Source organism: Kribbella sp. NPDC054772, from assembly GCF_053611945.1.
This window is the reverse complement of sequence record NZ_JBSHBJ010000007.1, coordinates 161,966-183,978: the sequence shown is the minus strand read 5'-3', so window position 1 is coordinate 183,978 and position 22,013 is coordinate 161,966. Positions and strand designations below refer to the sequence as shown.

The 22,013-nt window shown below is 68.9% G+C and carries 19 protein-coding genes and 1 riboswitch; of the genes, 8 read left to right on the top strand and 11 right to left on the bottom strand.

Annotation, left to right across the window (positions count from 1 at the left end; genetic code table 11):
• Positions 1 to 97 precede the first annotated feature (97 nt).
• Entirely contained in the window at positions 98 to 772 is a 675-nt protein-coding gene (locus tag ACWGID_RS14650) for a TetR family transcriptional regulator (protein ID WP_452196967.1), read from the top strand.
• Here ACWGID_RS14650 and ACWGID_RS14645 read toward each other — a convergent pair.
• From ACWGID_RS14645 to sigJ, 4 genes are all read right to left on the bottom strand, one after another.
• Positions 760 to 1,611 (bottom strand): HAD family acid phosphatase, encoded by an 852-nt coding sequence (locus ACWGID_RS14645; protein ID WP_452196966.1) that lies wholly within the window; start codon positions 1,609 to 1,611, stop codon positions 760 to 762. The genes ACWGID_RS14650 and ACWGID_RS14645 overlap by 13 nt on opposite strands.
• A gap of 102 nt (positions 1,612 to 1,713) precedes the next feature.
• Positions 1,714 to 2,184 (bottom strand): N-acetyltransferase family protein, encoded by a 471-nt coding sequence (locus ACWGID_RS14640; protein ID WP_452196965.1) that lies wholly within the window; start codon positions 2,182 to 2,184, stop codon positions 1,714 to 1,716.
• The gene (locus ACWGID_RS14635; protein ID WP_452196964.1) at positions 2,181 to 2,540 is read right to left on the bottom strand and encodes a DoxX family protein; all 360 of its coding nucleotides are present in this window, start codon (positions 2,538 to 2,540) and stop codon (positions 2,181 to 2,183) included. Before ACWGID_RS14635 ends, ACWGID_RS14640 begins: the two co-directional genes overlap by 4 nt.
• Before the next feature lies 1 nt (position 2,541).
• The gene (gene sigJ, locus ACWGID_RS14630) at positions 2,542 to 3,393 is read right to left on the bottom strand and encodes an RNA polymerase sigma factor SigJ (protein ID WP_452196963.1); all 852 of its coding nucleotides are present in this window, start codon (positions 3,391 to 3,393) and stop codon (positions 2,542 to 2,544) included.
• Between the two features lie 139 nt (positions 3,394 to 3,532).
• Here sigJ and ACWGID_RS14625 point away from each other — a divergent pair, with 139 nt between their 5' ends.
• Positions 3,533 to 4,582 (top strand): hypothetical protein, encoded by a 1,050-nt coding sequence (locus ACWGID_RS14625; protein ID WP_452196962.1) that lies wholly within the window; start codon positions 3,533 to 3,535, stop codon positions 4,580 to 4,582.
• A gap of 5 nt (positions 4,583 to 4,587) precedes the next feature.
• On the opposite strand, the gene metH is transcribed toward ACWGID_RS14625, so the two are convergent.
• From metH to ACWGID_RS14610, 3 genes are all read right to left on the bottom strand, one after another.
• The gene (metH, locus tag ACWGID_RS14620; RefSeq protein ID WP_452196961.1) at positions 4,588 to 8,205 is read right to left on the bottom strand and encodes a methionine synthase; all 3,618 of its coding nucleotides are present in this window, start codon (positions 8,203 to 8,205) and stop codon (positions 4,588 to 4,590) included.
• 21 nt (positions 8,206 to 8,226) lie between these two features.
• A riboswitch (S-adenosyl-L-homocysteine riboswitch) is annotated at positions 8,227 to 8,304 on the bottom strand.
• A gap of 65 nt (positions 8,305 to 8,369) precedes the next feature.
• Positions 8,370 to 8,906 (bottom strand): TetR/AcrR family transcriptional regulator, encoded by a 537-nt coding sequence (locus ACWGID_RS14615; protein ID WP_452196960.1) that lies wholly within the window; start codon positions 8,904 to 8,906, stop codon positions 8,370 to 8,372.
• Positions 8,903 to 10,327, bottom strand: a complete 1,425-nt coding sequence (locus tag ACWGID_RS14610) for an MFS transporter (RefSeq protein WP_452196959.1) — start codon at positions 10,325 to 10,327, stop codon at positions 8,903 to 8,905. The genes ACWGID_RS14615 and ACWGID_RS14610 overlap by 4 nt, the downstream gene beginning before the upstream one ends.
• Positions 10,328 to 10,470: 143 nt before the next feature.
• Between ACWGID_RS14610 and ACWGID_RS14605 the strand changes: the two genes are divergently transcribed.
• On the top strand, positions 10,471 to 11,313 hold the full coding sequence (locus ACWGID_RS14605; protein WP_452196958.1) for an NAD-dependent epimerase/dehydratase family protein: 843 nt from the start codon (positions 10,471 to 10,473) through the stop codon (positions 11,311 to 11,313).
• Between the two features lie 1,087 nt (positions 11,314 to 12,400).
• Here ACWGID_RS14605 and ACWGID_RS14600 read toward each other — a convergent pair.
• Positions 12,401 to 14,269: a S1C family serine protease gene (locus tag ACWGID_RS14600; RefSeq protein ID WP_452196957.1), complete on the bottom strand. Its 1,869-nt coding sequence runs from the start codon at positions 14,267 to 14,269 to the stop codon at positions 12,401 to 12,403.
• Positions 14,270 to 14,354: 85 nt separating this feature from the next.
• Entirely contained in the window at positions 14,355 to 14,912 is a 558-nt protein-coding gene (locus tag ACWGID_RS14595; protein WP_452196956.1) for a TetR family transcriptional regulator, read from the bottom strand.
• A 95-nt stretch (positions 14,913 to 15,007) separates the two neighbouring features.
• On the opposite strand from ACWGID_RS14595, the gene ACWGID_RS14590 reads away from it, so the two are divergent.
• The 3 genes from ACWGID_RS14590 (at position 15,008) to ACWGID_RS14580 (ending at position 17,411) form a co-directional block, all read left to right on the top strand.
• Entirely contained in the window at positions 15,008 to 15,838 is an 831-nt protein-coding gene (locus ACWGID_RS14590; protein WP_452196955.1) for an oxidoreductase, read from the top strand.
• 114 nt (positions 15,839 to 15,952) lie between these two features.
• Complete coding sequence (locus ACWGID_RS14585) at positions 15,953 to 16,801, top strand: alpha/beta fold hydrolase (RefSeq protein WP_452196954.1); 849 nt, start codon at positions 15,953 to 15,955, stop codon at positions 16,799 to 16,801.
• Positions 16,794 to 17,411, top strand: a complete 618-nt coding sequence (locus ACWGID_RS14580; protein ID WP_452196953.1) for a TetR/AcrR family transcriptional regulator C-terminal domain-containing protein — start codon at positions 16,794 to 16,796, stop codon at positions 17,409 to 17,411. The genes ACWGID_RS14585 and ACWGID_RS14580 overlap by 8 nt, the downstream gene beginning before the upstream one ends.
• Here the strand turns inward: ACWGID_RS14580 and ACWGID_RS14575 are convergent.
• A complete protein-coding gene (locus tag ACWGID_RS14575; RefSeq protein WP_452196952.1) occupies positions 17,395 to 18,534 on the bottom strand; it encodes an epoxide hydrolase family protein in 1,140 nt (379 codons plus the stop codon). The two genes, ACWGID_RS14580 and ACWGID_RS14575, sit on opposite strands and share 17 nt — an antisense overlap.
• A 62-nt stretch (positions 18,535 to 18,596) precedes the next feature.
• Here ACWGID_RS14575 and ACWGID_RS14570 point away from each other — a divergent pair, with 62 nt between their 5' ends.
• A complete protein-coding gene (locus ACWGID_RS14570; RefSeq protein WP_452196951.1) occupies positions 18,597 to 19,541 on the top strand; it encodes a helix-turn-helix transcriptional regulator in 945 nt (314 codons plus the stop codon).
• Between the two features lie 16 nt (positions 19,542 to 19,557).
• A complete protein-coding gene (locus ACWGID_RS14565; RefSeq protein WP_452196950.1) occupies positions 19,558 to 20,376 on the top strand; it encodes an alpha/beta fold hydrolase in 819 nt (272 codons plus the stop codon).
• On the opposite strand, the gene ACWGID_RS14560 is transcribed toward ACWGID_RS14565, so the two are convergent.
• Positions 20,373 to 22,010 (bottom strand): phospholipase C, encoded by a 1,638-nt coding sequence (locus ACWGID_RS14560; protein WP_452196949.1) that lies wholly within the window; start codon positions 22,008 to 22,010, stop codon positions 20,373 to 20,375. The genes ACWGID_RS14565 and ACWGID_RS14560 overlap by 4 nt on opposite strands.
• Positions 22,011 to 22,013: the final 3 nt, after the last annotated feature.

Genomic DNA, 22,013 nt, shown 5'->3' with positions numbered 1-22,013 from the left:
ATCCACTCTCCATAAAAGACTGGTGGTCTGTTATGAGATCGACGTTATCAGACCATCGGTACGATAACAACAGACCGTCGGTCTGTAGAATGAGGAGATGACTTTCCAGCGCGCGCGGAGCGCCGAGCAGCGGGCCGAGCGGCGCCGGGCGATCCTCGCGACGGCGGCCACGATGCTGACCGAGATGCCGGTCGCCGACCTCAGCCTCAACGAGCTGAGTCGCCGCGTCGGCCTCGCGAAGTCGAACGTGCTGAACTACTTCGACTCGCGCGAGGCGGTCCTGCTCGAGCTGTCGAGCAGCGAACTGACGGCCTGGGTGCAGGACCTGGCGGCGACGCTCGGCGACGCGCTTCCCGAGTTGTCGGTCACCGAGCGCGGGGAGCAGTTGATCAGCGCCATCGTCGGCACGCTGGCCAAGCGGCCGGTGCTCTGCGACCTGATCAGTGCGCAGGCGGCGGTCCTCGAGCGGAATATCACGACCGAGACCGCGCTGACGTTCAAACGCGCGGCCGCGGTCGCCTACCAGCAGATGATCGCAGCGGTCGAGGGCGTCCTGCCGGAGCTCGGCCGGGACGGCGCGGGTCGCTTCATCGCCACCGCGAGCCTGCTCGCCGGGGCGATCTGGTCACACTCGCACCCGGTGCCGGCCATCCTGGCCGCCTACGAGGCCGATCCGGCACTCGAGGCGATCAGGATGGACTTCGGGCCGTCACTGACCGACGGCCTACGGACCTTGCTGTACGGCGCGCTGCCCCGGGATCAGGGCAGGTAGTAGTTCGGGTTCGGGAGCTTGAAGGTGCGGTCCGCGGAGCCGCCCTTCAGGTCGGAGTACTGGTCGCCGAAGTTCGCCACGATCTCGTAGCCGAGGGACTCGATGTGCGCCCGGGTGGCCGACTTGTAGTGGATCGTCGTACACGAGCCGTTCGGGTCGCCGGCGCAGGCCTGCTTCAGGTAGTCCGGGTAGTCCGCGACGGCCGGCTTGGTGAACAGGCCGTCCTCACCGTTGCTGAGCGCGGTCGGCGCCGGGTAGCCGGCGTCGACGCCGACACCGTCGGTGGTCAGGTTGCCGAGCGTGGCCTTCTCCTGCGCGGCACCGCGGCCGGTCAGGAAGAAGATCGCGTACCCCTCGGCCTGGGCCTTCTTCACCATGTCGACCATGCCCGGGACGGCCGGGAACTTCTGGTTCAGCACGTAGTCCGCGTTGGTGGTCGGGTTGTACGCCCAGTTGCTGAAGATCTCGTAGTTCCAGGTCGCCAGCGCAGTGTCGTCGACGTCCAGCAGGATCGCCTTGGTCTTGCGCGTGTGGTGCGGCACCGAGATCCAGCGCGTGCCGGCGGCGGCCACCGAGCGGGCCTCCTTGGCGTAGTAGCTGTCGTCCGCGAACGTGCCGCTGCCGAGCGGGTCGCCGTAGTAGTTGCGCAACTGCTGGCGCAGTACGTCGATGTTGGTGACCTGCTTCTCGCTGTGCGGCGTCGACGTCTGGATCGCCGGCTGCTGCGTCGCGGCGCCGGCGGAGTACGCGACCCCACCGACCACCGATGCCATCGCTACTGCGGCGACGCCGGTCAGAACCACCCGACGGGACGGCCGGCGCCAGGAACGGAATGCCATCGTGACCCCTTCAGAACGGGAATGCTTGCCGAAGCAAACTAACCCCGCCCCGGGCCTGTCGGCGGCGCGACAACCGGAAGACCAGGGGAAACCTGCACGTAGTCAGACGGCCTTCACGTATCGATGACAGGGCACCGGCAGCGTTCCGTCGCCGACCGCGGCCGGGTAGTCGAAGGCGCCCGCGTCCGTCCAGCCGCTGCGCTCGTAGAAGCGTCGCGCCCGCGCGTTCCCGGTCGCCACGGCCAGCCAGGCCTGCTGATGCCCGTTCGCCTTCACCTGCCGCTCGGCCTCACTCAGCAGTACGCCGGCCACTCCCGCGCCACGGTGCTCGCGCCCGACGTACACCTGCTCCACCTCGTCCCCCACCACCATCACAAACCCCGCGACCTCGTCACCGACTATCGAGACCGTCGTGTCCGCAATCCGTTGCGCAGCACGCATCCAGAACGATTCCTCGGTCCGCACCGCGACCAATTCGTCAGGGACATGCCCGAGATGCCCGTCCAGCCAACCGTCGTACCAAATCGCAGCAACCGCATCGGTGTCCCCGGCAACAGCAGCTCTCACGCTCATGCCTCGAGAGTAAGCACCAACGAGGCGCAGGCCATCGCCAGGAAGAACACCGCGAGCGCGAACTGGGCGGTGTAATCCGCGGCGCGCACATGCGTGTACAACGCACACACGAAGAACAACAACAGCCCAATCGCGGCCGCCGCCACCAACGACGGAAGCTGCCCAATCAGCCCGGCGAGCAACCCGAGCGCGCCCGCGGTCTTCAACGTCCCGATCGGGAACGACAGCCAGGACTCCGGTACGCCGGCCTTCGCCATCCCCGGCAGGATCGGCTGCCAGTGCAACAGCGCGGCGATCCCGGAGAACGCGTTGATCGCAACGGTCACAGCGACCACGAGAACAGCGAGTGTGGTCATCTCAGTTCACCGCCAGGTGGGCGAGCTTGTCCGGGTTGGTGATCGCGTAGATCCCGGTGATCTGATCGCCCTCGACCTCCAGCACGATCACGGCGTACGGCGTGGCGCCGGTGAGGAGCACCGCCGACGGGTCACCGTTCACGGTGCGGTACTCGACACCGAGCGACGGCACCGGGCGGCGCAGCCGATCGCCGATGATCAACGGCGCGATCCGGTCCCGGCCCAGGATCGGGTGCAGCCCGGCGGCACGCGCCTTGCCACCTCCATCGGCCCACAACGTGACGTCCGGCGCCAGCACCTCCATCAGCGCGTTCAGATCCCCGCCGACGATCGCGTCGATGAACCGCTGCGTCACGTCCAACCGCACCTGCGGATCCGCGGTGAACCGTGGCCGTCGCGCCCGGACGTGCTCCCGCGCCCGATGCGCGAGCTGCCGTACCGCGGCCGGCGTCCGCCCGAGGATCCCCGCGATCTCGGCCAACTGATACCCGAACACCTCGTGCAGCACGAACACCGCGCGCTCCAACGGCGTCAGCGTCTCCAGTACGACGAGCATCGCGAGCGAGACCGCCTCGGTCCGCTCCACCGGGTCGATCGGGGTGAGCACCGGCTCCGGCAGCCACGGGCCGACGTACTCCTCCTTGCGCCGGTTGATCGAGGCCCGCCGAGCCAGCGCGGCGTTCACGGCCACGCGCACGAGGTACGCGCGCGGGTTCTGTACGTCGGTGCGGCCGGACCAGGCCAGCCAGGTCTCCTGCAGCACGTCCTCGGTGTCCGCGACGCTGCCGAGCACGTTGTAGACGATCGAGAACAGCAACTCGCGCTGCTCGAGGAAGGTGTCGGTCGAACTCATGGTGTTCATGCCCTCTGGGAGTCGTTCGCGCACGAAAGTGTGACATCGGCACGGTGAACCCGCCGCGCCCCTACGCTGGATCGGGCGCGCTCGTCGGCGCCGGCAGACCGTAAGGCCCGCACGGCACGACAGGAGAACAATGGCTGACGAAGAGCTGCGCATCGGCCCGGAGTATTTCTGGGCGGTCTCGGTCGTCGAGGCCATCGGCCCGATCGGCGGACGGTACGCCGCCACGCACTGGGACGGCCAGGTTCTGATCTCCGACAAAGAGCCGAACCTGGACTACTTCGAACGGGCGATGAGTTCGCCCGACCGGCCACTGATCATTCCCCGGCGCCACCTCGCAACGGTCCGCGCGGCGATCGGCCGGCAGCACGATGACGCCGGCAAGAAGGCCCCGAGTCAACGCCAACGGCAGGCGCGCTGGACGGCGCTGGTCGAGGCCACCGGCTACACGACGACTCAGGTCGTGGAGATCATGAGCCCGCTGCCGGATCTCCAGGGGAACCCGGGAGCCCACCCGGAGGCCCGGCTGAACGCCGCGCTGGCCGACATCGTGACCCAGGATCAGCTGGCCGCGGTGTGGCACGAGAGCGAGTCCGCAGGTCTGATCCGCACCGACGATGTCCCGTCGCCGGAGTTCTCCTGGTCCGACCGCGGCCCGGCCACCCCGGCGGCGCGCGAGATGCTCGCCGAGATCGTCCGGCAGCAGGGTCGGGAGCCGGACCCCCAGGAGATTGCCGCGATCGCCGGCGAGCTGATCGGCGTACCGCCCGATCGGCGCTGGACGGCGATGACCGGCATGATTCGCGGCGCCGACGGGCCCGGACCGGCCGAGCTGCGAGAGCTCACCGCCGGCGCACTGCGCCGCGGCTTCGAGGCTGCGGTCAAGCACCCCGAAACCGGCGCCGCCGACCCGGCCGTGGCGGCCCAAGCGGTGCGCACCGTCGGCGCCGACCCCCAGAGCGCCGCGCGGAAGGCAGCTCTCGAACTGCTCGATTCCGGCCAGCCGGTGTTCGGCCTCGATCCCGCCATGCGCTCGCCACGAGGCGCGGCCGGCACCGACAACCGCAGCGATAACCGCACCGGCAGCCGCACCGACGACCGGGCCGGCAGGGCGACCAGCGGACCGCGCGCCTGGCTCAGTCAGTGGGGGTCAAGGCGTCCCGAAGGTCCCCGCGGGCGATAGACGCCTCACTCCGGGTCGTAGGCGAGGTTGGGGCGCAGCCAGCGTTCGACCTCGTCGACGGCGAGTCCTCGCCGTACGGCGTAGTCCAGGATCTGGTCGCGGCCCACGCGGCCCACGCTGAAGTAGCGGGACGCGGGGTGGGCGAAGATCAGACCGGAGACGGCCGCCGCCGGGGTCATCGCGAACGACTCGGTCAGCCCGAGGCCGAGCTTGTCGGCCTCGAGCAGCTCGAACAGTTCCCGCTTCTCGGTGTGGTCCGGGCTCGCCGGGTAGCCGAGCGCCGGGCGGATGCCGCGGAAACGCTCGGCGTGCAGGTCCTCCAGCACCGGCTGCGCGTCCGGCTCGAACCACGCCCGCCGCGCCTCCAGGTGGATCCACTCCGCGAACGCCTCGGCCAACCGGTCGGCCAGCGCCTTCACCATGATCGCCCGGTAGTCGTCGTTGCGTTCCTCGTACGACTTCGCCAGCGTCTCCGCCCCGTGGATCGCGACCCCGAAGCCACCGAGGTGGTCACCGGACGGCGCGATGTAGTCGGCCAGGCAGCGGTTGTGCCGGCCCGCCGGCTTCTCGGTCTGCTGCCGCAGCATCGGGAACGACGCGTCCAGACCGTCGAGGATGATGTCGTCGCCCTCGCTGTGCGCCGGCCAGAACCCGTACACGCCCTCGGCGGTGAAGGACCCGTCGGCGATGATCTCGTCCAGCAACGTGTTCGCGTCGTCGAACAGTTCCCGCGCCACCGGCTGATCGAGAATCGCCGGGTACTTCCCCTTCAGTTCCCAGGCCAGGAACAGGAACTGCCAGTCGATCATCGCGCGCAGCGTCTCGATGCTCGGTGAGACGCGCTTGAGACCGGTGAACGCCGGCACCGGGAGCTCGCCGTACTCGACCGGCTCCTTGTTCGCCCGCGCCTGCTCGACCGTCAGCAGCGGACTGCGCTGCTTGTTCGCGTGCTGCTCGCGCAGCCGCTCCTGCTCCAGGCTGTTGCTCTTGGCAAGCGCATCGGCACGGTCGGCGTCGAGCAGGTCGGACACCACGCCCACCACCCGCGAGGCGTCCAGCACGTGCACGGTCGTCTTCTCGTACGCCGGTGCGATGCGGACCGCGGTGTGTTGCTTCGACGTGGTGGCGCCACCGATCAGCAGCGGGAGCTTCAGCCCGCGGCGCTGCATCTCGGACGCCACCGACACCATCTCGTCCAGCGACGGCGTGATCAGTCCGGACAGCCCGACCGCGTCCGCGCCCTCGGCCACCGCGGTGTCGAGAATCCTTGCCGCGGGCACCATTACGCCGAGGTCGATGACCTCGTAGTTGTTGCAGCCGAGCACCACGCCGACGATGTTCTTGCCGATGTCGTGGACGTCGCCCTTCACGGTCGCGAGCACGACCTTGCCCTGGCCGCGCACCATCTCCGTGCGGCCCTCGCGGCGGGCCTGCTCCTTCTCCTCCTCCATGAACGGCTCGAGGTACGCGACCGACCGCTTCATCACCCGCGCGCTCTTCACCACCTGGGGCAGGAACATCTTGCCCGCGCCGAACAGGTCGCCGACGATCTTCATCCCGGCCATCAACGGGCCCTCGATCACCTCGAGCGGGCGGGGCAGCTGCTGCCGCGCCTCCTCGGTGTCGGCCTCGATGTAGTCGACGATGCCGTGCACCAGCGCGTGTGACAGCCGCTCCTCGACCGGCCCTTCGCGCCACGAAAGGTCGACCTCGCGCTGCTTGCCCTTGCCCTTCACGTTCTCGGCGAACGCGACCAGCCGGTCGGTGGCGTCCTCGCGACGATTGAAGATGACGTCCTCGACCAGCTCCAGCAGGTCCTTCGGGATGTCCTCGTAGACCGCGAGCTGGCCCGCGTTCACGATGCCCATGTCCAGGCCGACCTTGCCGGCGTGGAACAGGAATGCGGAGTGCATCGCCTCACGGACCACGTCGTTACCGCGGAACGAGAACGACAGGTTCGAGATACCGCCGCTGATGTGCACGCCGGGACAGCGGTCCTTGATCAGCGGGAGCGCTTCGATGAAGTTCTTCGCGTACCCGTTGTGCTCGGCCATGCCGGTGGCGACGGCCAGCACGTTCGGGTCGAAGATGATGTCCTCGGCCGGGAAGCCGATCTTCTGGGTCAGCAGGTCGTACGCCCGGCCGCAGATCTCCACCTTGCGCTCGACCGTGTCTGCCTGACCCTGCTCGTCGAACGCCATCACCACGGCGCCCGCACCGTAGTCGCGGATCTTGCGCGCGTGCTCGAGGAACTGCTCCTCGCCCTCCTTCAGGCTGATCGAGTTGACCACGCCCTTGCCCTGCACGCACTTCAGCCCGGTCTCCAGCACCGACCACTTCGAGCTGTCGATCATGATCGGGATCCGGGCCACCTCGGGCTCGGTCGCGATCAAGTTCAGGAACGTGGTCATCGCCTGCTCGCTGTCCAGCAGGTCGGCGTCCATGTTCACGTCCAGCAGGTTCGCGCCGCCGCGCACCTGCTCGAGCGCGACGTCGACCGCGGCCTGGTGGTCGTCACCCTCGATCAGCCGGCGGAACTTCGCCGACCCGGTCACGTTGGTCCGCTCGCCGATCATCACGAACCCGGTGTCCGCGCCGATCTTGAACGGCTCGAGCCCGGAGAACCGCGTCGTGTGATCCGGCCGTACGACGGTGCGCGGCTCGAGATCCTGTACGACGTGCGCGATCTGCTTGATGTGGGCCGGAGTCGTCCCGCAACAACCGCCGACGATGTTGACCAGCCCGGACTGCGCGAACTCCTCGAGCATCGCCGCGGTCTCGTCGGGCGTCTCGTCGTACCCACCGAAGGCGTTCGGGAGACCGGCGTTCGGGTGCGAGGCGACGTACGTGTCGGCGAAGCGCGCGAGGTCGGCGACGTGCGGACGCATCTCGGCGGCACCGAGCGAACAGTTGACGCCGACGACCAGCGGCTTGGCGTGCTCGACCGAACTCCAGAACGCCTCGACCGTCTGACCCGACAGCGTCCGGCCGCTCAGGTCGACGATCGTGACGGAGATCCACAGCGGCAACTGCGGCGCGACCTCACGGGCCGCGGCGACGGCAGCCTTCGCGTTCAGAGTGTCGAAGATCGTCTCGATCAGCAGCAGGTCGACACCGCCCTCGGCGAGCGCGGCGATCTGCCCGGCGTACGCGTCCTTCACCTGCTGGAAGGACACCGCGCGGTACGACGGGTCCTCGACGCGCGGGGACAGCGACAGCGTCACGTTCAACGGGCCGATCGAACCGGCGACGAACTTGGGACTGCCTGGCGTGGCGAACTCGTCCGCGGCCTCGCGGGCCAGGCGCGCGCCGGCGACGTTCATCTCGCGCACGTACTCCTGCAGACCGTAGTCGGCCTGGCCGATGCTGGTCGCGGTGAACGTGTTCGTCGTGGTGATGTCGGCACCCGCCGCGAGGTACTGCCGGTGGACGTCGAGGATCACGTCCGGACGTGTCAGGTTCAGCAGGTCCGGATCACCGGTGACATCGTGCGTGTGGTCGCCGAACCGGTCGCCCCGATAGTCGGCGGGCTGCAGCTTCGCCCCTTGGAGCATCGTGCCCCACGCACCGTCGAGGACCGCGACCCGCTGATCCAGCAGGTCCCGCAGCGCGGCTTCACTCATCTGCCTACCCCTCCAGAAAAGATTCCGGAGGCGCCCTTGCAGTCAGAGACTCAGGTCGAGCGTGGCGGACCTGGGTCCGTTGCAGCGCCTCTCGGCCTGGATCGCCATGCTAGCGGCGTCACAGCCCGCAATCAGCACCCCGGATCACATTCTAAGACGGTGTTTCAAGGGGTGATCAGGGCTTGGACTCCCGGCGCGTAGAGCTCAACGATCGTTTCCGGGTCGGTGGTGGCGATCGGGCCGGTCTTGTCGATCGCCATCGCGGCACCGAGCCCGAGCAACTGCCCGGTGACGAGCGTCGCCCGTAGCTCGGCGTCCGGGCCGGTCAGCCGGGCGATGAAGGCGCGGACCACCTGGTCGCGGAAGTGCTCGCGGATCTGCGCCCGCTCGTCACCCTTGCCGGCCGCGAACACCACCCGGACGAGCAGGTCGGCGTCGTTGTCACGGCGGTACTGGACCAGGGTCCGGACGGCGTGCTCGCCGAGTCGCTCGTTCGGGGCGGCGAGCAGCAGTTGGACCGCCTCGCTGAAGTCGGCGACCTTCTCGAACAGCGCTTCCTTGCTGCCGTAGTGCTTGACGATCAGGGCGGCACTGACCCCCGCGTCGGCGGCGACCCCGCGGAGCGTGACCGCGTCGTACGACTCCCGCGCGAACGCTTTCCGCGCCGCTCTCAGGATCGCGGTTCGCCCCGGATCGGTCACGTCCGCGCCACCCGCACCGTTTCCACCTGGTCGGCGGGCGCGGCACGGCGTACCGGGATCAGCAGCACCAGCCCGGCGGCGACCGCAGCGGCGATCCCCGCGATCACGAACACGATCAGGTACGCCGACAGCGCCGGCGCGACCTTGCCGGCCTGCGAGATCGTGACGTTGGCCAGCACGGTGGCGACGATCGTGCTGCAGATCGCCTGCCCGATCGTGCGCATCAACGTGTTCAGACCGTTGGCCGCGGCGGTTTCCGTGACCGGCACAGCATGCATGATCAGTGCCGGAAGTGCGGAGTACGCCACGGCGGTTCCGGCCGAGACGACGGTCGCGCCGATCACGATCCCGGCGACGTTGCTGCTGGTGAAGAGGCGGACGACGTACCCGGCCGCCATGATCACCGAGGCGATCATCAACGTGAACCGCGGACCGCGCGCGCTGGAGATCCGGGCGGACACCGGCGAGAGCAGCACCATGGCGACACCGCCGGGCAGCAGACACAACCCACTGACCACGATCGACTCGCCCAGTCCGTAACCGGTCCACTTCGGTTCCTGCACGAGCTGCGCGGTCGACAGCGAGTTGGCGTAGAACGCGAAACCGATCAGCAGCGCGCTGAGGTTGGTGAACAGTACGGCGGGTCGCGCCGAGACGCGGAGGTCGACGAGCGGGCTCTTGGTGCGCAGCTCGTACCAGCCCCAGAGCGGGACGAGCAGGACGGCAACGGCGTACAGGATTGTCAGTCGGCCGGCGCTCCACGCGTTGCTCTTCGAGACGGCGAGGAGCAGACAGACCAGGAACGCACTGAGCCCGAGGCCGCCGAGGACGTCGAACCGGCCGCTGGTCCGGACCGCTGACTCGGGGACGATCAGCAGCACCAGTACGACGTCCAGCAGGCCGAGGCCGAGGTTGATCCAGAACATCGTGTGCCAGTTCGCGTACTCGACGACCAGGGTCGCCGCCGGGATCCCGAACGCGGCGCCGATCCCGAGCGTCGAGCTCATGATCGCGATCGACGGGATCACCCGGGCCGGCGGCAACTCGTCGCGCAGGATGCTGATGCCGAGCGGTACGACGGCGACCGCGGCCCCCTGGAACGCGCGGCCGGTGATCAGGACGGTCAGGTTCGAACTCGTCGCGCAGAGCAGCGAGCCGATCACCATCGACGACAGGGCGATCAGCAGAACTTTCCGCTTCCCGTACATGTCGCCGGCGCGGCCGAGCAGCGGGGTGAAGACGGCACCGGTCAGCAGCGTCACGGTGATGAGCCAGCTGACGTCCGACACCGGGCTGTGGGTGATGGCGGGCAGCGACGGCAGCAGCGGTACGACGATGGTCTGGCTGATCGAGACCAGCACACCGCAGAACGCGAGCGCGGCCAGGATCAGACGTGGGTGAGCGGCAGGACGGACGATCAAGCGGAGTGTCCTCACGAGCGGCGGGGTGAACGGCTGTTTACTCAGCAATAGTAAACGCATGTTCACCCGTCCCGGAAGTGGACCGGGAAACGGTTCACCGATTGGACCAGGGACGCGGGTACCGGTTTGCCTACGGTGGCTCCATGAGGATCTTCGTCGCCGGCGCCACCGGCGTGATCGGCCGCCGGCTCGTCCCCCTGCTACTCGCCGACGGCCACCAGGTCACAGCCCTCACCCGACACACGACGGCTCACCTTCCGGCCGGCGTACAGATGGTGCTTGGCGATGTGTACGACGCCGATCATCTTCAGAACGTGGTCGCCTCAGCGCGACCGGACGTCGTCATGCACCAACTGACGGACCTCACCGCCCGCGACTTCGCCGCCAACACCCGCATCCGCCGCGAAGGCACCCGGAACCTGGTCGACGCTGCCCGAGCAGCCGGCGTACCGCGGGTCATCTCCCAAAGCATTGCCTGGGCCTACGAACCCGGCTCCACTCCCGCGACCGAGTCCACCCCGCTGGACCGGCACGCCGCCGACGAAGCCCGCCGTACGACGGTGGGAGCGGTCGCCACCCTCGAGGAGATCACCGCGGAAGCACCCGAATGGGTCGTCCTCCGCTACGGCATGCTCTACGGCCCCGACACCTGGTACAGAAAAGGCGGCCTGATGGCCGACCTAGCTCTGGCTGGCCAACTCCCCGTCACCCCCGACATCACCAGCTTCCTCCACATCGACGACGCCGCCATCGCCGCCGCAGCCGCCCTCACCTGGCCCAACGGCCCCGTGAACATCGTCGACAACACCCCCGCCCCCGCCACCACCTGGCTCCCCACCTTCACCCAATCCATCGGCGGCCCCACGCCACCCACCCCCACAACAACCCCCCGCACTCCCTGGGCCCGAGGCGCCACCAACACCCACGCCCACTCCCTCGGCTGGACCCCCACCCACCCCACCTGGCAAACCGGCTTCTTCGCCTAGCCCTTCACCGAGTCGCAGCACGCGGCACCCACCAACTCCCCCGAGTCGTGGCATCCGGCGACCACCAGCTCCCCGAGTCGTGAACCACGGCTACGAATCCCCAACCGTCACCCACGACTCGACGCAGACCATCGGCTTGAGAACAGGCCAACCGCTGCACCGCCAACAGCACGCCAAACGGCGCCCGACGTACCCAAGCCATCGCACCCCGCGCAACGCGGGCCGCGCGAGTCGGACGCCCGTCGCACGCCCGTTGCACGCGTCGTGCGATGCGTGTGTGTCGAGAGATGCGCGCGTGTTGTGCGATCGCATCGGATGCGTGCGAGGCGCGTGCTGCGCCGTACCTCCGCTCGCCTCTCGCCCACTCCACGTCGGCACACCGGTTTCTCGCCCGACCTCCACCGAGTCGTGGCATCTGGCGGCCGCCCGATTCGCCGAGTCGTGAACCGGGGCTGCGAATCCGCAGCCATCTCCCACGACTCGGCGGAGGTCGCCGCATCGGGGACCGGGTGGGGTTGGGGTGGGGTGGTTTCAGCGGGTACGGAGGCGGGGTTGGCCGCCGGCAGGCTTCAGAGCGGCGTACTGCGCTGCACTCTCGGCTGGTCGCGCCTTGGACGCACCCGGCACGGCGGGGTCGGCTGGGCCTTCGGCGAGTCGTGGCAATTGGCGGGCGCCGGATTCGCCGAGTCGTGAACTGGGGCTGCGAGTCTCCAGCCGTTTCCCACGACTCGGCGGAAGTCGCCGCATCGGGGACCGGGTGGCGTCGGGGTGGGGGTGGTTTCGGCGGGTACGGCGGCGGGGGGTGCCGCGGGCAGGCTTCAGAGCGGCGTACTGCGCTGCACTCTCGGCTGGTCGCCCGCTCGACGCACCCGGCACGGCGGGGTCGGCTGGGCCTCCGGCGAGTCGTGGCAACTGGCGGGCGCCCGATCCGCCGAGTCGTGAAGTGGGGCTGCGAATCTTCAGCCGTGTCCCACGACTCGGCGGGTGGCGGCTGGGATCTGGGGGCAAGAGAGCGGGCCCGGTGCTCCGAGGGGGGAGGAGCGCCGGGCCCGTGTTCGGTCCGCTGTAGCGAGGGGAGGCGCTACGGTCAGCGGACCGGGCCTGTGATGAGTTCGATGGTGGCCTTGTGGGTCTGGCCGGACTGGTCGGTCCAGCCGACCTCGACCTTGTCGCCGGGGTGTTGCTTGTTGAGCAGCGTGGACAGGGTGTCCGGCGACTCGACGGTGTGACCGGCGAACGAGGTGATCACGTCACCGGCCTGGATGCCGGCCTCGTCGGCGTGACCGCTCGCGACCACGTCGCCGACGACCGCGCCGGTGGTGCCTTGGCCGGCCACCACGGAGATGCCGAGCATCGCGGAGTCACCGATGTGTACGGCGTCCGACGACTTCCCGTTCTCGATCTGCTGAGCGATGTCGAGCGCCTGGTTGATCGGGATCGCGTACCCGGCGGTGGTCGTCCCGGACCCGTTCCCGGACCCGCCCTGACCGTCGCCGAACCCGTTGCCCTGACCCTGGCTCTGCCCGCTGCCGTCACCCAGACCACTGCCGTTACCGCTGCCGTCACCAAGACCACTGCCGTTACCGGAGCCGTCGCCGAGGTCGCTGCCGGAGCCATCGCCCCAACTGCCGGGGCCGTTGTCGCCGAACGGGGAGCCGGTGCCGTCGCCGTTGCCCGTGCCGTCGCCGTACCCGGTGCCGGATCCGCCGGCGGCCAGCGTCGCGGTCGCGGTGCTGCCGGACGTCGCGGCGGTCTGGCCCGGGCGGCCCTGGCCGCCGTTGTTGCCGCCGTTGCCGGCGACGTCCACGCCGATCACCTTGCCGCTGGCGTTCACCAGCGGGCCACCGGAGTCACCGGCCTGGATGTCGGCGTCGGTCCCGATCAGGTTCGTCAGGTTCTCCGGGTCCTGACCGCTTTCGTCGGTCGCGGTGATCGACTGGTTCAGCGCGGTGACCTTGCCGGCCGCGTAGCTCGGCGTACCGCCGACGCCGCCTGCGTTCCCGACGCCGACGACCTGGTCGCCGACCTTCACCTGGTCGGAGTTCCCGGTGTCCGCGGTCTGCAGTCCGGAGGCGTCCTTCAGCTTGAGTACGGCGATGTCGTGCTGGTCGTCGTACCCGACCACACTCGCCTTGTACGTCTTGCCGTTGCCGATGTCCGTCACGGTGATCGACGTGGCGCCCTGGACCACGTGGTGGTTGGTGAGTACCTCGCCGTCGGAGCTCAGCACGATCCCGGTACCCGCCGCTCGTGCTCCCTCATACCCGAGCACGGTGTTGACGTCGACCAGACCGGGCGAGACGTTCGCGGCCACGGAGGAGGCGTCGAAGGCCTTCTGGGAGAGCTGCGAGGGAAGGCCCGCGCCGTGCTGGTTGATGCCCCAGGCAACCGAACCGGCGACCAGCACCGCGGCCAGCCCGATCGCACCGGCCCCCAGCAACCGGCGACCACGCTTCTTCGGCGGCCGCTGCGGCACGTACGGCAACGGTACCTGCCCGAACGGCGGGTACGGCGCGTGCTGCCCCTGCGAGTACGGCGCCTGCTGTCCTTGCTGCCACTGCGCTTGCTGTCCCTGCTGGTACTGCGCCTGCTGAAACGGCCCCGGCGTCTGCTGGTACTGATACTGCGGCTGCCCACCCGGCACCTGCTGACCACCCGAAGCCTGCGACGGACCCTGCGGCGCCTGCTGCGCCGGCTGCTGCGGTCCCTGCGCCTGCGGCGGCTGCTGCCCAAGCGGCGCGCGCTGCTGCGCCGGCTGCGCGGACTGCGGCGCCGCCGACTGCCACTGCTGCGGCCCCTCCGCCTGCGGCGTCGGCTGCGGCTGCTGCCCCTGGGGCTGCGGCTGCTGCGGCTGTTGTGCCTGTGGCTGCTGGTTTTGTGGTGTGCCGTCCGATGGCATTCCGCCGTCCGGCGACTGCCCGCCGTTGTACGGTCCCGGTCCAGCGGTTTCGTTCATTGGTGTGTGCCCTCCTCGGCCAGTTCTCCCTCTGCTTTCGAGTAGAGCTCGCCAGACTGAGAACTCCATCGGGCCAACCAATGAATCAGCTGAGAATCTGCTGCACCGCCATCACCACCGCGCGTCGCCGGATGATCGCGTCCGGCAACTCGGTGCCGAGCTCGGGGTTCATCGAGGACCAGCTCGTCGCGATCGCCTGGATCAGCGACAACAGGCTGACCGCGGTGAACCGCCGCGGCACCACGCGCCGCCGCATCCCCCGCTGCAGTTCATCGAGCCGGGCCTGGTTGACCGCCACGATCGCCTCCAACGGCTGCCCGTCGGGCCGCTCCAGCCGGTACCAGACCGAGAGCCGCAACCGGTCCGGGTGTGCCTCGAAGTAGTCGAACACCCGCCCCGCGTACGCCGGCAGGTCGTCGACGTCGAACCCGACCTCGTCCAGGTACTTCTCCAGCGACGCACTGAACACCGCGTCGAACAGGTCGTCCTTGTTCCCGAAGTACGCGTACAGCATCGCTTTGTTGCACTCGGCGACCTCGGCGATCCGGCTCACCCGCGCGCCGCCGATCCCGCGGGCGGCGAACTCCTCGGTGGCCGCCTCCAGGATCCGGGCGCGGGTGCGGTCTGCGTTCCGTTGCTGCATACCGCCAGCTTACCAACCAACCGGTTGGTTGATTTATAACCAACCGGTTGGTTAGATTGAGGCGTATCCAACCGTTTGGTTAGTTAGGAACGACAATGAGCAAGATCTGGTTGATCACCGGCAGCTCGCGCGGCCTGGGCCGCGCCCTGACCGAGGCCGTGCTCGCGGCCGGCGACCGCGTCGTCGCGACCGCTCGCAAACCCGAGCAGCTCGACGACCTGGTGACGAAGTACGGCGACCAGCTCCGCGCGGTCGCCCTGGACGTGACGGACGCCGACGCCGCGCGCGCCGCGGCCCGGACGGCGGTCGAGGAGTTCGGCGGGCTGGACGTGGTGGCGAACAACGCCGGCTACGCGAACAGCGCACCGATCGAGCAGATGGCCGACGACGACTTCCGCGCGCAGGTGGAGACCAACCTGTTCGGCGTGGTGAACGTGACGAAGGCGGCGCTGCCGGTGTTTCGCGAGCAGCGGAGCGGGCACTTCCTGCAGTTCTCGTCGATCGGCGGGCGGGCCGGTGGCACGCCTGGGATGGGGGCCTACCAGACCGCGAAGTTCGCCGTCGAAGGGTTCTCCGAGGTGCTGAACAACGAGGTGCGGCCGCTCGGAGTCAAGGTGACGATCGTCGAGCCCGGCGGTTTCCGCACCGACTGGGGCGGCTCCTCGATGCAGCTCCACGACGTCCACCCGGACTACGAGTCCACTGTCGGCGAGATGCACCAGCGCCGCGTGGAGACCGACGGCAAGCAGCCCGGCGACCCGGCCAAGGCCGCGACCGCGATCCTCGAGATCGTCAACCTCGAGAACCCGCCGCTGCGCCTGCTGCTCGGCTCCGACGCCCTCAAGCTCGCCGTGACCTCGTCGGCATCCCGCGCCGAGGAAGCCGCCACCTGGGCCCACCTCACCACCTCGACCGACTTCGACTGACCGACCTCAGCCGACCGCCCTCGGCGACCTGGACCGACCGGCCCCGACCCGGCCTCAACCGGCCTCGGCCCGCCGAGTTCGACCAGCAGTCGGCGCCATGTCTACACTGTAGATATGATCTACAGCGTAGACACCGGGGCGGCCGAACTGCACGTGGAGCGGACCGGCGACGGGCCGCCCGTCGTGCTGATCCCCGGCGGCGGAGGCGACGCTGCGATGTACCGCGACCTGGTCGACGAACTCGCCCGCCGCTACAGCGTGATCACGTTCGACCGCCGCGGTAACTCCCGCAGCACCCGCAAACCAGGCGCCGGCAGCGGCCTCGACGAGCAGGCCGCGGACATCGTCGCGATCCTGGACGACGCCCGCCTCGACCAAGCCTTCGTCTTCGGCTCCAGCGCCGGCGGCCTGGTGGCTCTCAGCCTGATCACGCAGTACGCCGATCGCGTAGCCGCCGCCGTCGTCCACGAGGCCCCGGTGGTCCAGATCCTCCCCGACGCCGCCGAACGGACCGCCGACTTCGACGAGCTCGGCCGGATCGCCGATCGCGAAGGCGCCCTGCCGGCGATGATGAAGTTCGCCGCCACCACGATGGACAGGCCGACCAAGCTCTTCGACCGCAAGCTCGGCCGCCGGCTCGCCACCGCCGGCATCACCCTGGCCGGCCGACTCTCCCCCGACAACGAGATGAACAGACTCTTCGGCAACGCCGAGAACCTGATCCGCCGCGAGATGCCCGCCTTCGTCCGCTACCGACCTGACCGCGAAGCACTCAAGGACGCCAAGACCAGATGGGCCTTCGGCGTCGGCGATCTCAGCGAAGGCCGCTACTACAGTCGCGCCGCGCAACAGCTCGCCACCGAGCTCGGCGTACCGTGTCTGGAATTTCCTGGTGGTCACCTCGGCTACCAACGCGAGGCGGCCGAGTTCGCGCGTCGTCTGCAGGAGTACTTCGATGCCTGACCGGACCCCGCCGACGCGGGTCGTGCTGAACCGCAGGTACATCGCCGAGGTCGCGCTCGACCTGATCGACCGCGTCGGCCTGCCGAAGTTCTCGATGCGCAAGCTCGGCGCCGAGCTGGGCGCCGACCCGATGGCCGCCTACCGTCACTTCGCCGACCAGGAGGATCTGTACGACGGCATCGCCGAGCTGCTGTTCGACCGCCTCGACGTGGACTCGCTGCCCTGGGACAGCGGCTGGCGAGAGTTGTTGGCCGGCTACAACGAGAGGCTCAAGACAACACTCTTGGAGCACCCGCAGGCGGTGACCGTGTTCGCCTCCCGCCCGGTCCGCTCCCCCGAGGCGATTGCCACCGGCAACCGCATGATCGAGAGCCTGCAACGCAACGGTTTCACGGCACTCGACGCACTGCGGGTCACCCGTTGTCTCCGGGAGTACACGATCGGCCACGCGCTCACCATCGCCGTGGAAACGGTGGGCCGCAGCCGTAAGCCGCCGCCCACCGATCCCACCTACAACCTCCTCGCCGAGGCAGCCGACAGCGCAACCCCCGGCGATCACTTCACGCAAGGTCTGCAGGCGATGCTGACAGGCTTCACCGCAGCGAGCTGAAGAACTCCCGCACGTCCTTGACCAGCAGCTCCGGCTCCTCAAGCGCCGCGAAGTGACCGCCGTGGTCGACGTCCGTCCACCGCGTGATCGTGTTCGACGTCTCGCAGTACCGCCGGATCGCCACGTCGTGCGCGAGCGCCAGCACCGCAGTCGGTACGCCGGAGTTCGGGCTCGGTGCCCACGAGCGCGGCTGGGCGTACCCGATGTACGCCGCGGACCCGCCCGTGCCGGTCAGCCAGTACATCATCACGTTCGTCAGCAACCGGTCCTTGCTGATGATTGCCTCGGGCAAGGTCTCCGCCGGGAACGTCCAGGCGTGGAACTTGTCCATGATCCACGCCAGCTGCGCGACCGGCGAGTCGACCAGCCCGTATGCCAGCGTCTGCGGCCGCGTCGACTGGATCGAGATGTAGCCGAACTCGTCCTTCATGAACTGCCCGATCCGCGCCATCTTGTCCTGCTCCAGCGGCGTCAGCGTCTTGAGCTCGTCCTCGGAGATCTGCAACGGCGGCAGGTTCGTCCCGCCGTTCGTGTGCACGCCGACCACGTGCTCCGGCGCGACCCGCGCCACCTCAGGTGACACCGAGCCACCGAGATCCCCGCCCTGTACGCCGTACCGCTCGTACCCGAGCCGGCTCATCAGCTCCGCCCACACGCGCCCGATCCGCGGGAACGTCCAGTCGTCGTCCGCCGTCGGCCCGGAGAACCCGAACCCGGGCAGCGCCGGGATCACCACATGGAACGCATCCGACGCCTGCCCACCGAACGCGACCGGATCGGTCAGCGGCCCGATCAGGTCCAGGAACTCGACGATCGACCCCGGCCAGCCGTGCGTCAGCATCAACGGCAACGCGTCCGGCTCCGCCGAGCGCACGTGGATGAAGTGGATCCGCTGCCCCTCGATCTCGGTGGTGAACTGCGGGTACGAGTTCAGCTCCTTCTCGGCCGCACGCCAGTCGTAGGAGGTCCGCCAGTACTCCACCAGCGAGGACAGCCAGGACACCGGTACGCCGGTCGTCCAGTCGTCACCGGGCAACGGGGCGGGGAACCGGGCACTCGCCAGCTTGGCAGCGAGGTCGTCGAGCGTGCTCTGCGGAATGTCGATGGTGAAAGGCTTGATCATGTCTCTAGTCTGACACCCGGTTAGGACACCTTCGGACCTAACTAGATGCCAGACTAAATTCCATGCTGGAAACCTCCGCACGACTGCTCAAACTGCTCTCGCTCCTGCAGCAACCCAAGGAGTGGAGCGGCGCCGCCCTGGCCGACGAGCTCGACGTCGGAGTCCGGACGGTACGGCGGGACGTCGACAAGCTCCGCAACCTCGGCTACCCGGTCGACGCCGCACCGGGGGTCTCCGGCTACCGCCTCGGCTCCGGCGCCGCGCTCCCGCCGCTGCTGCTCGACGACGAGGAGGCCATCGCCGTCGCGGTCGGCCTACGCGCCGCCGCGACCGGCACCGTGGCCGGGACCGAGGAGTCGTCGGTGCGTGCGCTGACCAAACTCGAGCAGGTCCTGCCGTCCCGCCTGCGGCACCGGATCGAACTGCTCCAGCAGATCGCGGTCACTCCGGCGGGCGGGCCGTCGGTCCAACCCGACGTACTGCTCGCGGTCGCCGCCGCCTGTCGCGACCACCACCGGCTGCGCTTCGACTACCGCAACCACGACGGTACGGCGACCACTCGCACGACGGAGCCGCATCGACTCGTGCACACCGGCCGCCGCTGGTACCTGGTGGCGTGGGACCTGGACCGTGAGGACTGGCGCACGTTCCGCCTCGATCGACTGGAACCGCGGATCCCGACCGGCCCGCGCTTCACCCCACGCGAGGCGCCTCCTCTGGAGACCACCACCCGCGGCGTGGCATCCGGGGGGTACCGCTATCAGGCCCGCGTCCTGGTCCACGCACCGGCCGACGAGGTCGCGGATCGCTACGGGCCACACGTCGCCTCGGTGACGCCCCTCGACGAGACGACGACCCTTGTCGAGACCGGCGCGAACTCGCTCGACCAGATCGCCGTGTACCTCGGGATCCTCGGGCTCCCGTTCGAGGTCCAGTCACCGCCGGAACTGATCGATTGCATCCGCGAACTCACGACGCGCCTGACAGCCGCGATCCCGCCGTCCTGACCGGTACCGTTCAGACATGCAGGATCGGTACGTCGAGACCGTGCTGGGCCGGATCCGGTTGCGCGTCAGCGGGTCAGGGCCCGCGATGCTGTTCTGGCCGAGCCTGTTGATGGACGGCACGCTCTGGTCCGCCCAGGCCGCGCACTTCGCGGACCGCTTCCAGGTGGTGCTCGTCGATCCACCCGGGCACGGCGGCAGCGAGCCGCTGACCGGACCGTTCACCTTCGGCCAATGCGTGCAGGTGATCACCGAGATCCTCGACGACTTCGGTGTCGACCGGGTGCACCTGATCGGCAACAGCTGGGGCGGCATGATCGGCGGCACCTTCGCGGCGCTGCATCCCGACCGAATCGGCATCGCGGTGCTGATGAACGCGACCGCGTCACCGGCCGGCCGTCGGCAGCGGTTCGAGTACGGCGTCCTCACGCGGTCGGCGCAGTTGCTAGGTGGGATTCGTGGACCGCTCGTCGGGCCGGTCCGGGACGCGTTCGTCGGACCGACCGCGAAACGCGAGAAGCCCGAGGTCGTTGCCACGGTCAACGAACTGGCACGGAAGGTCAACGTCCGTTCGGGGATGCACGCCGTGACCAGCGTGGTCCCGCGCAGGCCCGACCAACGCGAACTGTTCAGGACCATCCGTACGCCGGTGCTCGTCGTCGCGGGCGGCGAGGACAAGACGTTCCCGGTCGCCGAGACCGAGGAGATGGCCGGCTGCATCCCGGGCGCGAGGTTCGTCGTACTCGAGCAGTCGGCACATCTCGCGGCGCTGGAGTCACCCAAAGAGGTGAACGCCCTGATCGACGATTTCCTCGCCGATCAGGGCAGTAACACCTAGCGGGTGACGGCCCCGGTCTTCGGGTCCAGGATCAGCGGCCGGGTGTTCGGGTGCGCGCGGAAGCTGAACATGCTGTTCAGGCTGCCGGCCCGCTCGTCGAACGAGTGGTCACCGATCTTGCCGGTCCGCCAGTTGTCCTCGATGAACTTCAGGACCGAGGTCTGGTCGGTCACCGCGTGGTCGACGTGGTTGGTCTTCGCGTACGGCGAGACGACGAGCAGCGGCAGCCGCGGGCCGTAGCCGCAGCGGTCGGCGTACCCACCGGCGACCGGCTTCTTGCCGCACAGCGCGGCCTGGTCGAGTGCCGCGTCCTTGGAACCGTTCACGCTCGGCGGCGTGACGTGGTCGTACCAGCCGTCGGAGTCGTCGTAGGCCAGGACGACCGCGGTCGACGCCCAGTCCTTGGACTTCTGCAGCTGGTTGATCTCCTTGACGACGAACGCCTGCTCGTCCAGCGGGTCGGAGTACCCGGCGTGGCCGTCCTGGTACTCGCCGGCCTTCAGGAAGCTGACCGCGGGCAGGTTGTTCGCCGCGACGGCCGCGTCGAAGTCCGACGTGTCGTACTGGTGGTTGGCCTGGTCGGTGCGACCGATCGCGGCCACCGACGACGGCGGCAGGTGCTTCGGGTTCGCGGTCGACTGGTAGTACATGAACGGCTCGTGGTGGGGGCTGTAGTCCGTCGCCGCGTTGCCGCCGATGTTGGTGTGCGTCGAGCCGCAGACCGCCTTGCCGTTCGCCGACGAGGTCGGCTTGAAGCCGCCCTGGAACCAGCCCCACGTGACGTGCTGGTCGTTGAGCAGGTCGCCGATGTTCTTGCCGTGCATCACGGCCAGGTTGTTCGACGACTTGCCGTTGTTGTTCGAGCAGTCGTCGTAGTACGGGTCGGGGTCGTTGGTCATGGTGCCGATCCCGTTCGCGTCCGGCGACTGGACGGCGTACGCGTCCGTGGTCGGCTTGCCGGTCTTCGGGTCGATCGCCTGGACGCCATGGGTCTGCCCGGAGATCAGGTTCACGGCGCCTGGCGAGGACGGCCCGTACACGGTGTCGAACGAGTTGTCGCTCAGCGCGTAGTGCTGGGCGTAGTTCCACATCGCGGTGACGGTGTTGCCGTCGAAGTAGTCCATCACCAGGCCCGGTTCACCGAACAGGACGGGCTGGCCGGTGCACTTGTCCGTCTCGGTGTTCTCGACGAACTTGTCGGCCTTGCCACCGTTGACGGCCTTCTGCTCGGCACTGTAGCCGTGGTTCTGGTCGCAGGTCAGCGCCTGCGACGGCGCCAGCCGCTTCGGGTTGTAGGCGTTGGGGTTGTTCGTCAGCAACTGCTGCGACAGGCCGTTCACCTTGGGCGTGTGCGCGGCCGCGGTGAACGGGGTGCCGTTCTCGTTGGTGGCGTTGGGGTAGGTGCCGAAGTAGTGATCGAACGAGATGTTCTCGCCGAAGATCACCACCACGTGCTTGATCGGCGTCGTCGTACCGACCGGCCGGCTCCAGTTCGCCGCCTGGGCGTTGGCCGGGGGCTGGAACGTGGCGGCGGTATTGGTCAGCTGGTGGGTGTCGCCGGCACAGCCGGCGGCAAGCAACAAGCCTGTCGTGGCCGCGGCGGCGGTGGCCGCGACCCGGAGTCTTGCGCGCATGCC

What these genes read in the sequence shown, in the direction of transcription:
- ACWGID_RS14650 (WP_452196967.1), top strand. Translation starts at nt 98, where the DNA reads ATGACTTTCCAGCGCGCGCGGAGCGCCGAGCAGCGGGCCGAGCGGCGC.
- ACWGID_RS14645 (WP_452196966.1), bottom strand. Translation starts at nt 1,611, where the DNA reads ATGGCATTCCGTTCCTGGCGCCGGCCGTCCCGTCGGGTGGTTCTGACC.
- ACWGID_RS14640 (WP_452196965.1), bottom strand. Translation starts at nt 2,184, where the DNA reads ATGAGCGTGAGAGCTGCTGTTGCCGGGGACACCGATGCGGTTGCTGCG.
- ACWGID_RS14635 (WP_452196964.1), bottom strand. Translation starts at nt 2,540, where the DNA reads ATGACCACACTCGCTGTTCTCGTGGTCGCTGTGACCGTTGCGATCAAC.
- sigJ (WP_452196963.1), bottom strand. Translation starts at nt 3,393, where the DNA reads ATGAGTTCGACCGACACCTTCCTCGAGCAGCGCGAGTTGCTGTTCTCG.
- ACWGID_RS14625 (WP_452196962.1), top strand. Translation starts at nt 3,533, where the DNA reads ATGGCTGACGAAGAGCTGCGCATCGGCCCGGAGTATTTCTGGGCGGTC.
- metH (WP_452196961.1), bottom strand. Translation starts at nt 8,205, where the DNA reads ATGAGTGAAGCCGCGCTGCGGGACCTGCTGGATCAGCGGGTCGCGGTC.
- ACWGID_RS14605 (WP_452196958.1), top strand. Translation starts at nt 10,471, where the DNA reads ATGAGGATCTTCGTCGCCGGCGCCACCGGCGTGATCGGCCGCCGGCTC.
- ACWGID_RS14600 (WP_452196957.1), bottom strand. Translation starts at nt 14,269, where the DNA reads ATGAACGAAACCGCTGGACCGGGACCGTACAACGGCGGGCAGTCGCCG.
- ACWGID_RS14595 (WP_452196956.1), bottom strand. Translation starts at nt 14,912, where the DNA reads ATGCAGCAACGGAACGCAGACCGCACCCGCGCCCGGATCCTGGAGGCG.
- ACWGID_RS14590 (WP_452196955.1), top strand. Translation starts at nt 15,008, where the DNA reads ATGAGCAAGATCTGGTTGATCACCGGCAGCTCGCGCGGCCTGGGCCGC.
- ACWGID_RS14585 (WP_452196954.1), top strand. Translation starts at nt 15,953, where the DNA reads ATGATCTACAGCGTAGACACCGGGGCGGCCGAACTGCACGTGGAGCGG.
- ACWGID_RS14580 (WP_452196953.1), top strand. Translation starts at nt 16,794, where the DNA reads ATGCCTGACCGGACCCCGCCGACGCGGGTCGTGCTGAACCGCAGGTAC.
- ACWGID_RS14575 (WP_452196952.1), bottom strand. Translation starts at nt 18,534, where the DNA reads ATGATCAAGCCTTTCACCATCGACATTCCGCAGAGCACGCTCGACGAC.
- ACWGID_RS14570 (WP_452196951.1), top strand. Translation starts at nt 18,597, where the DNA reads ATGCTGGAAACCTCCGCACGACTGCTCAAACTGCTCTCGCTCCTGCAG.
- ACWGID_RS14565 (WP_452196950.1), top strand. Translation starts at nt 19,558, where the DNA reads ATGCAGGATCGGTACGTCGAGACCGTGCTGGGCCGGATCCGGTTGCGC.
- ACWGID_RS14560 (WP_452196949.1), bottom strand. Translation starts at nt 22,010, where the DNA reads ATGCGCGCAAGACTCCGGGTCGCGGCCACCGCCGCCGCGGCCACGACA.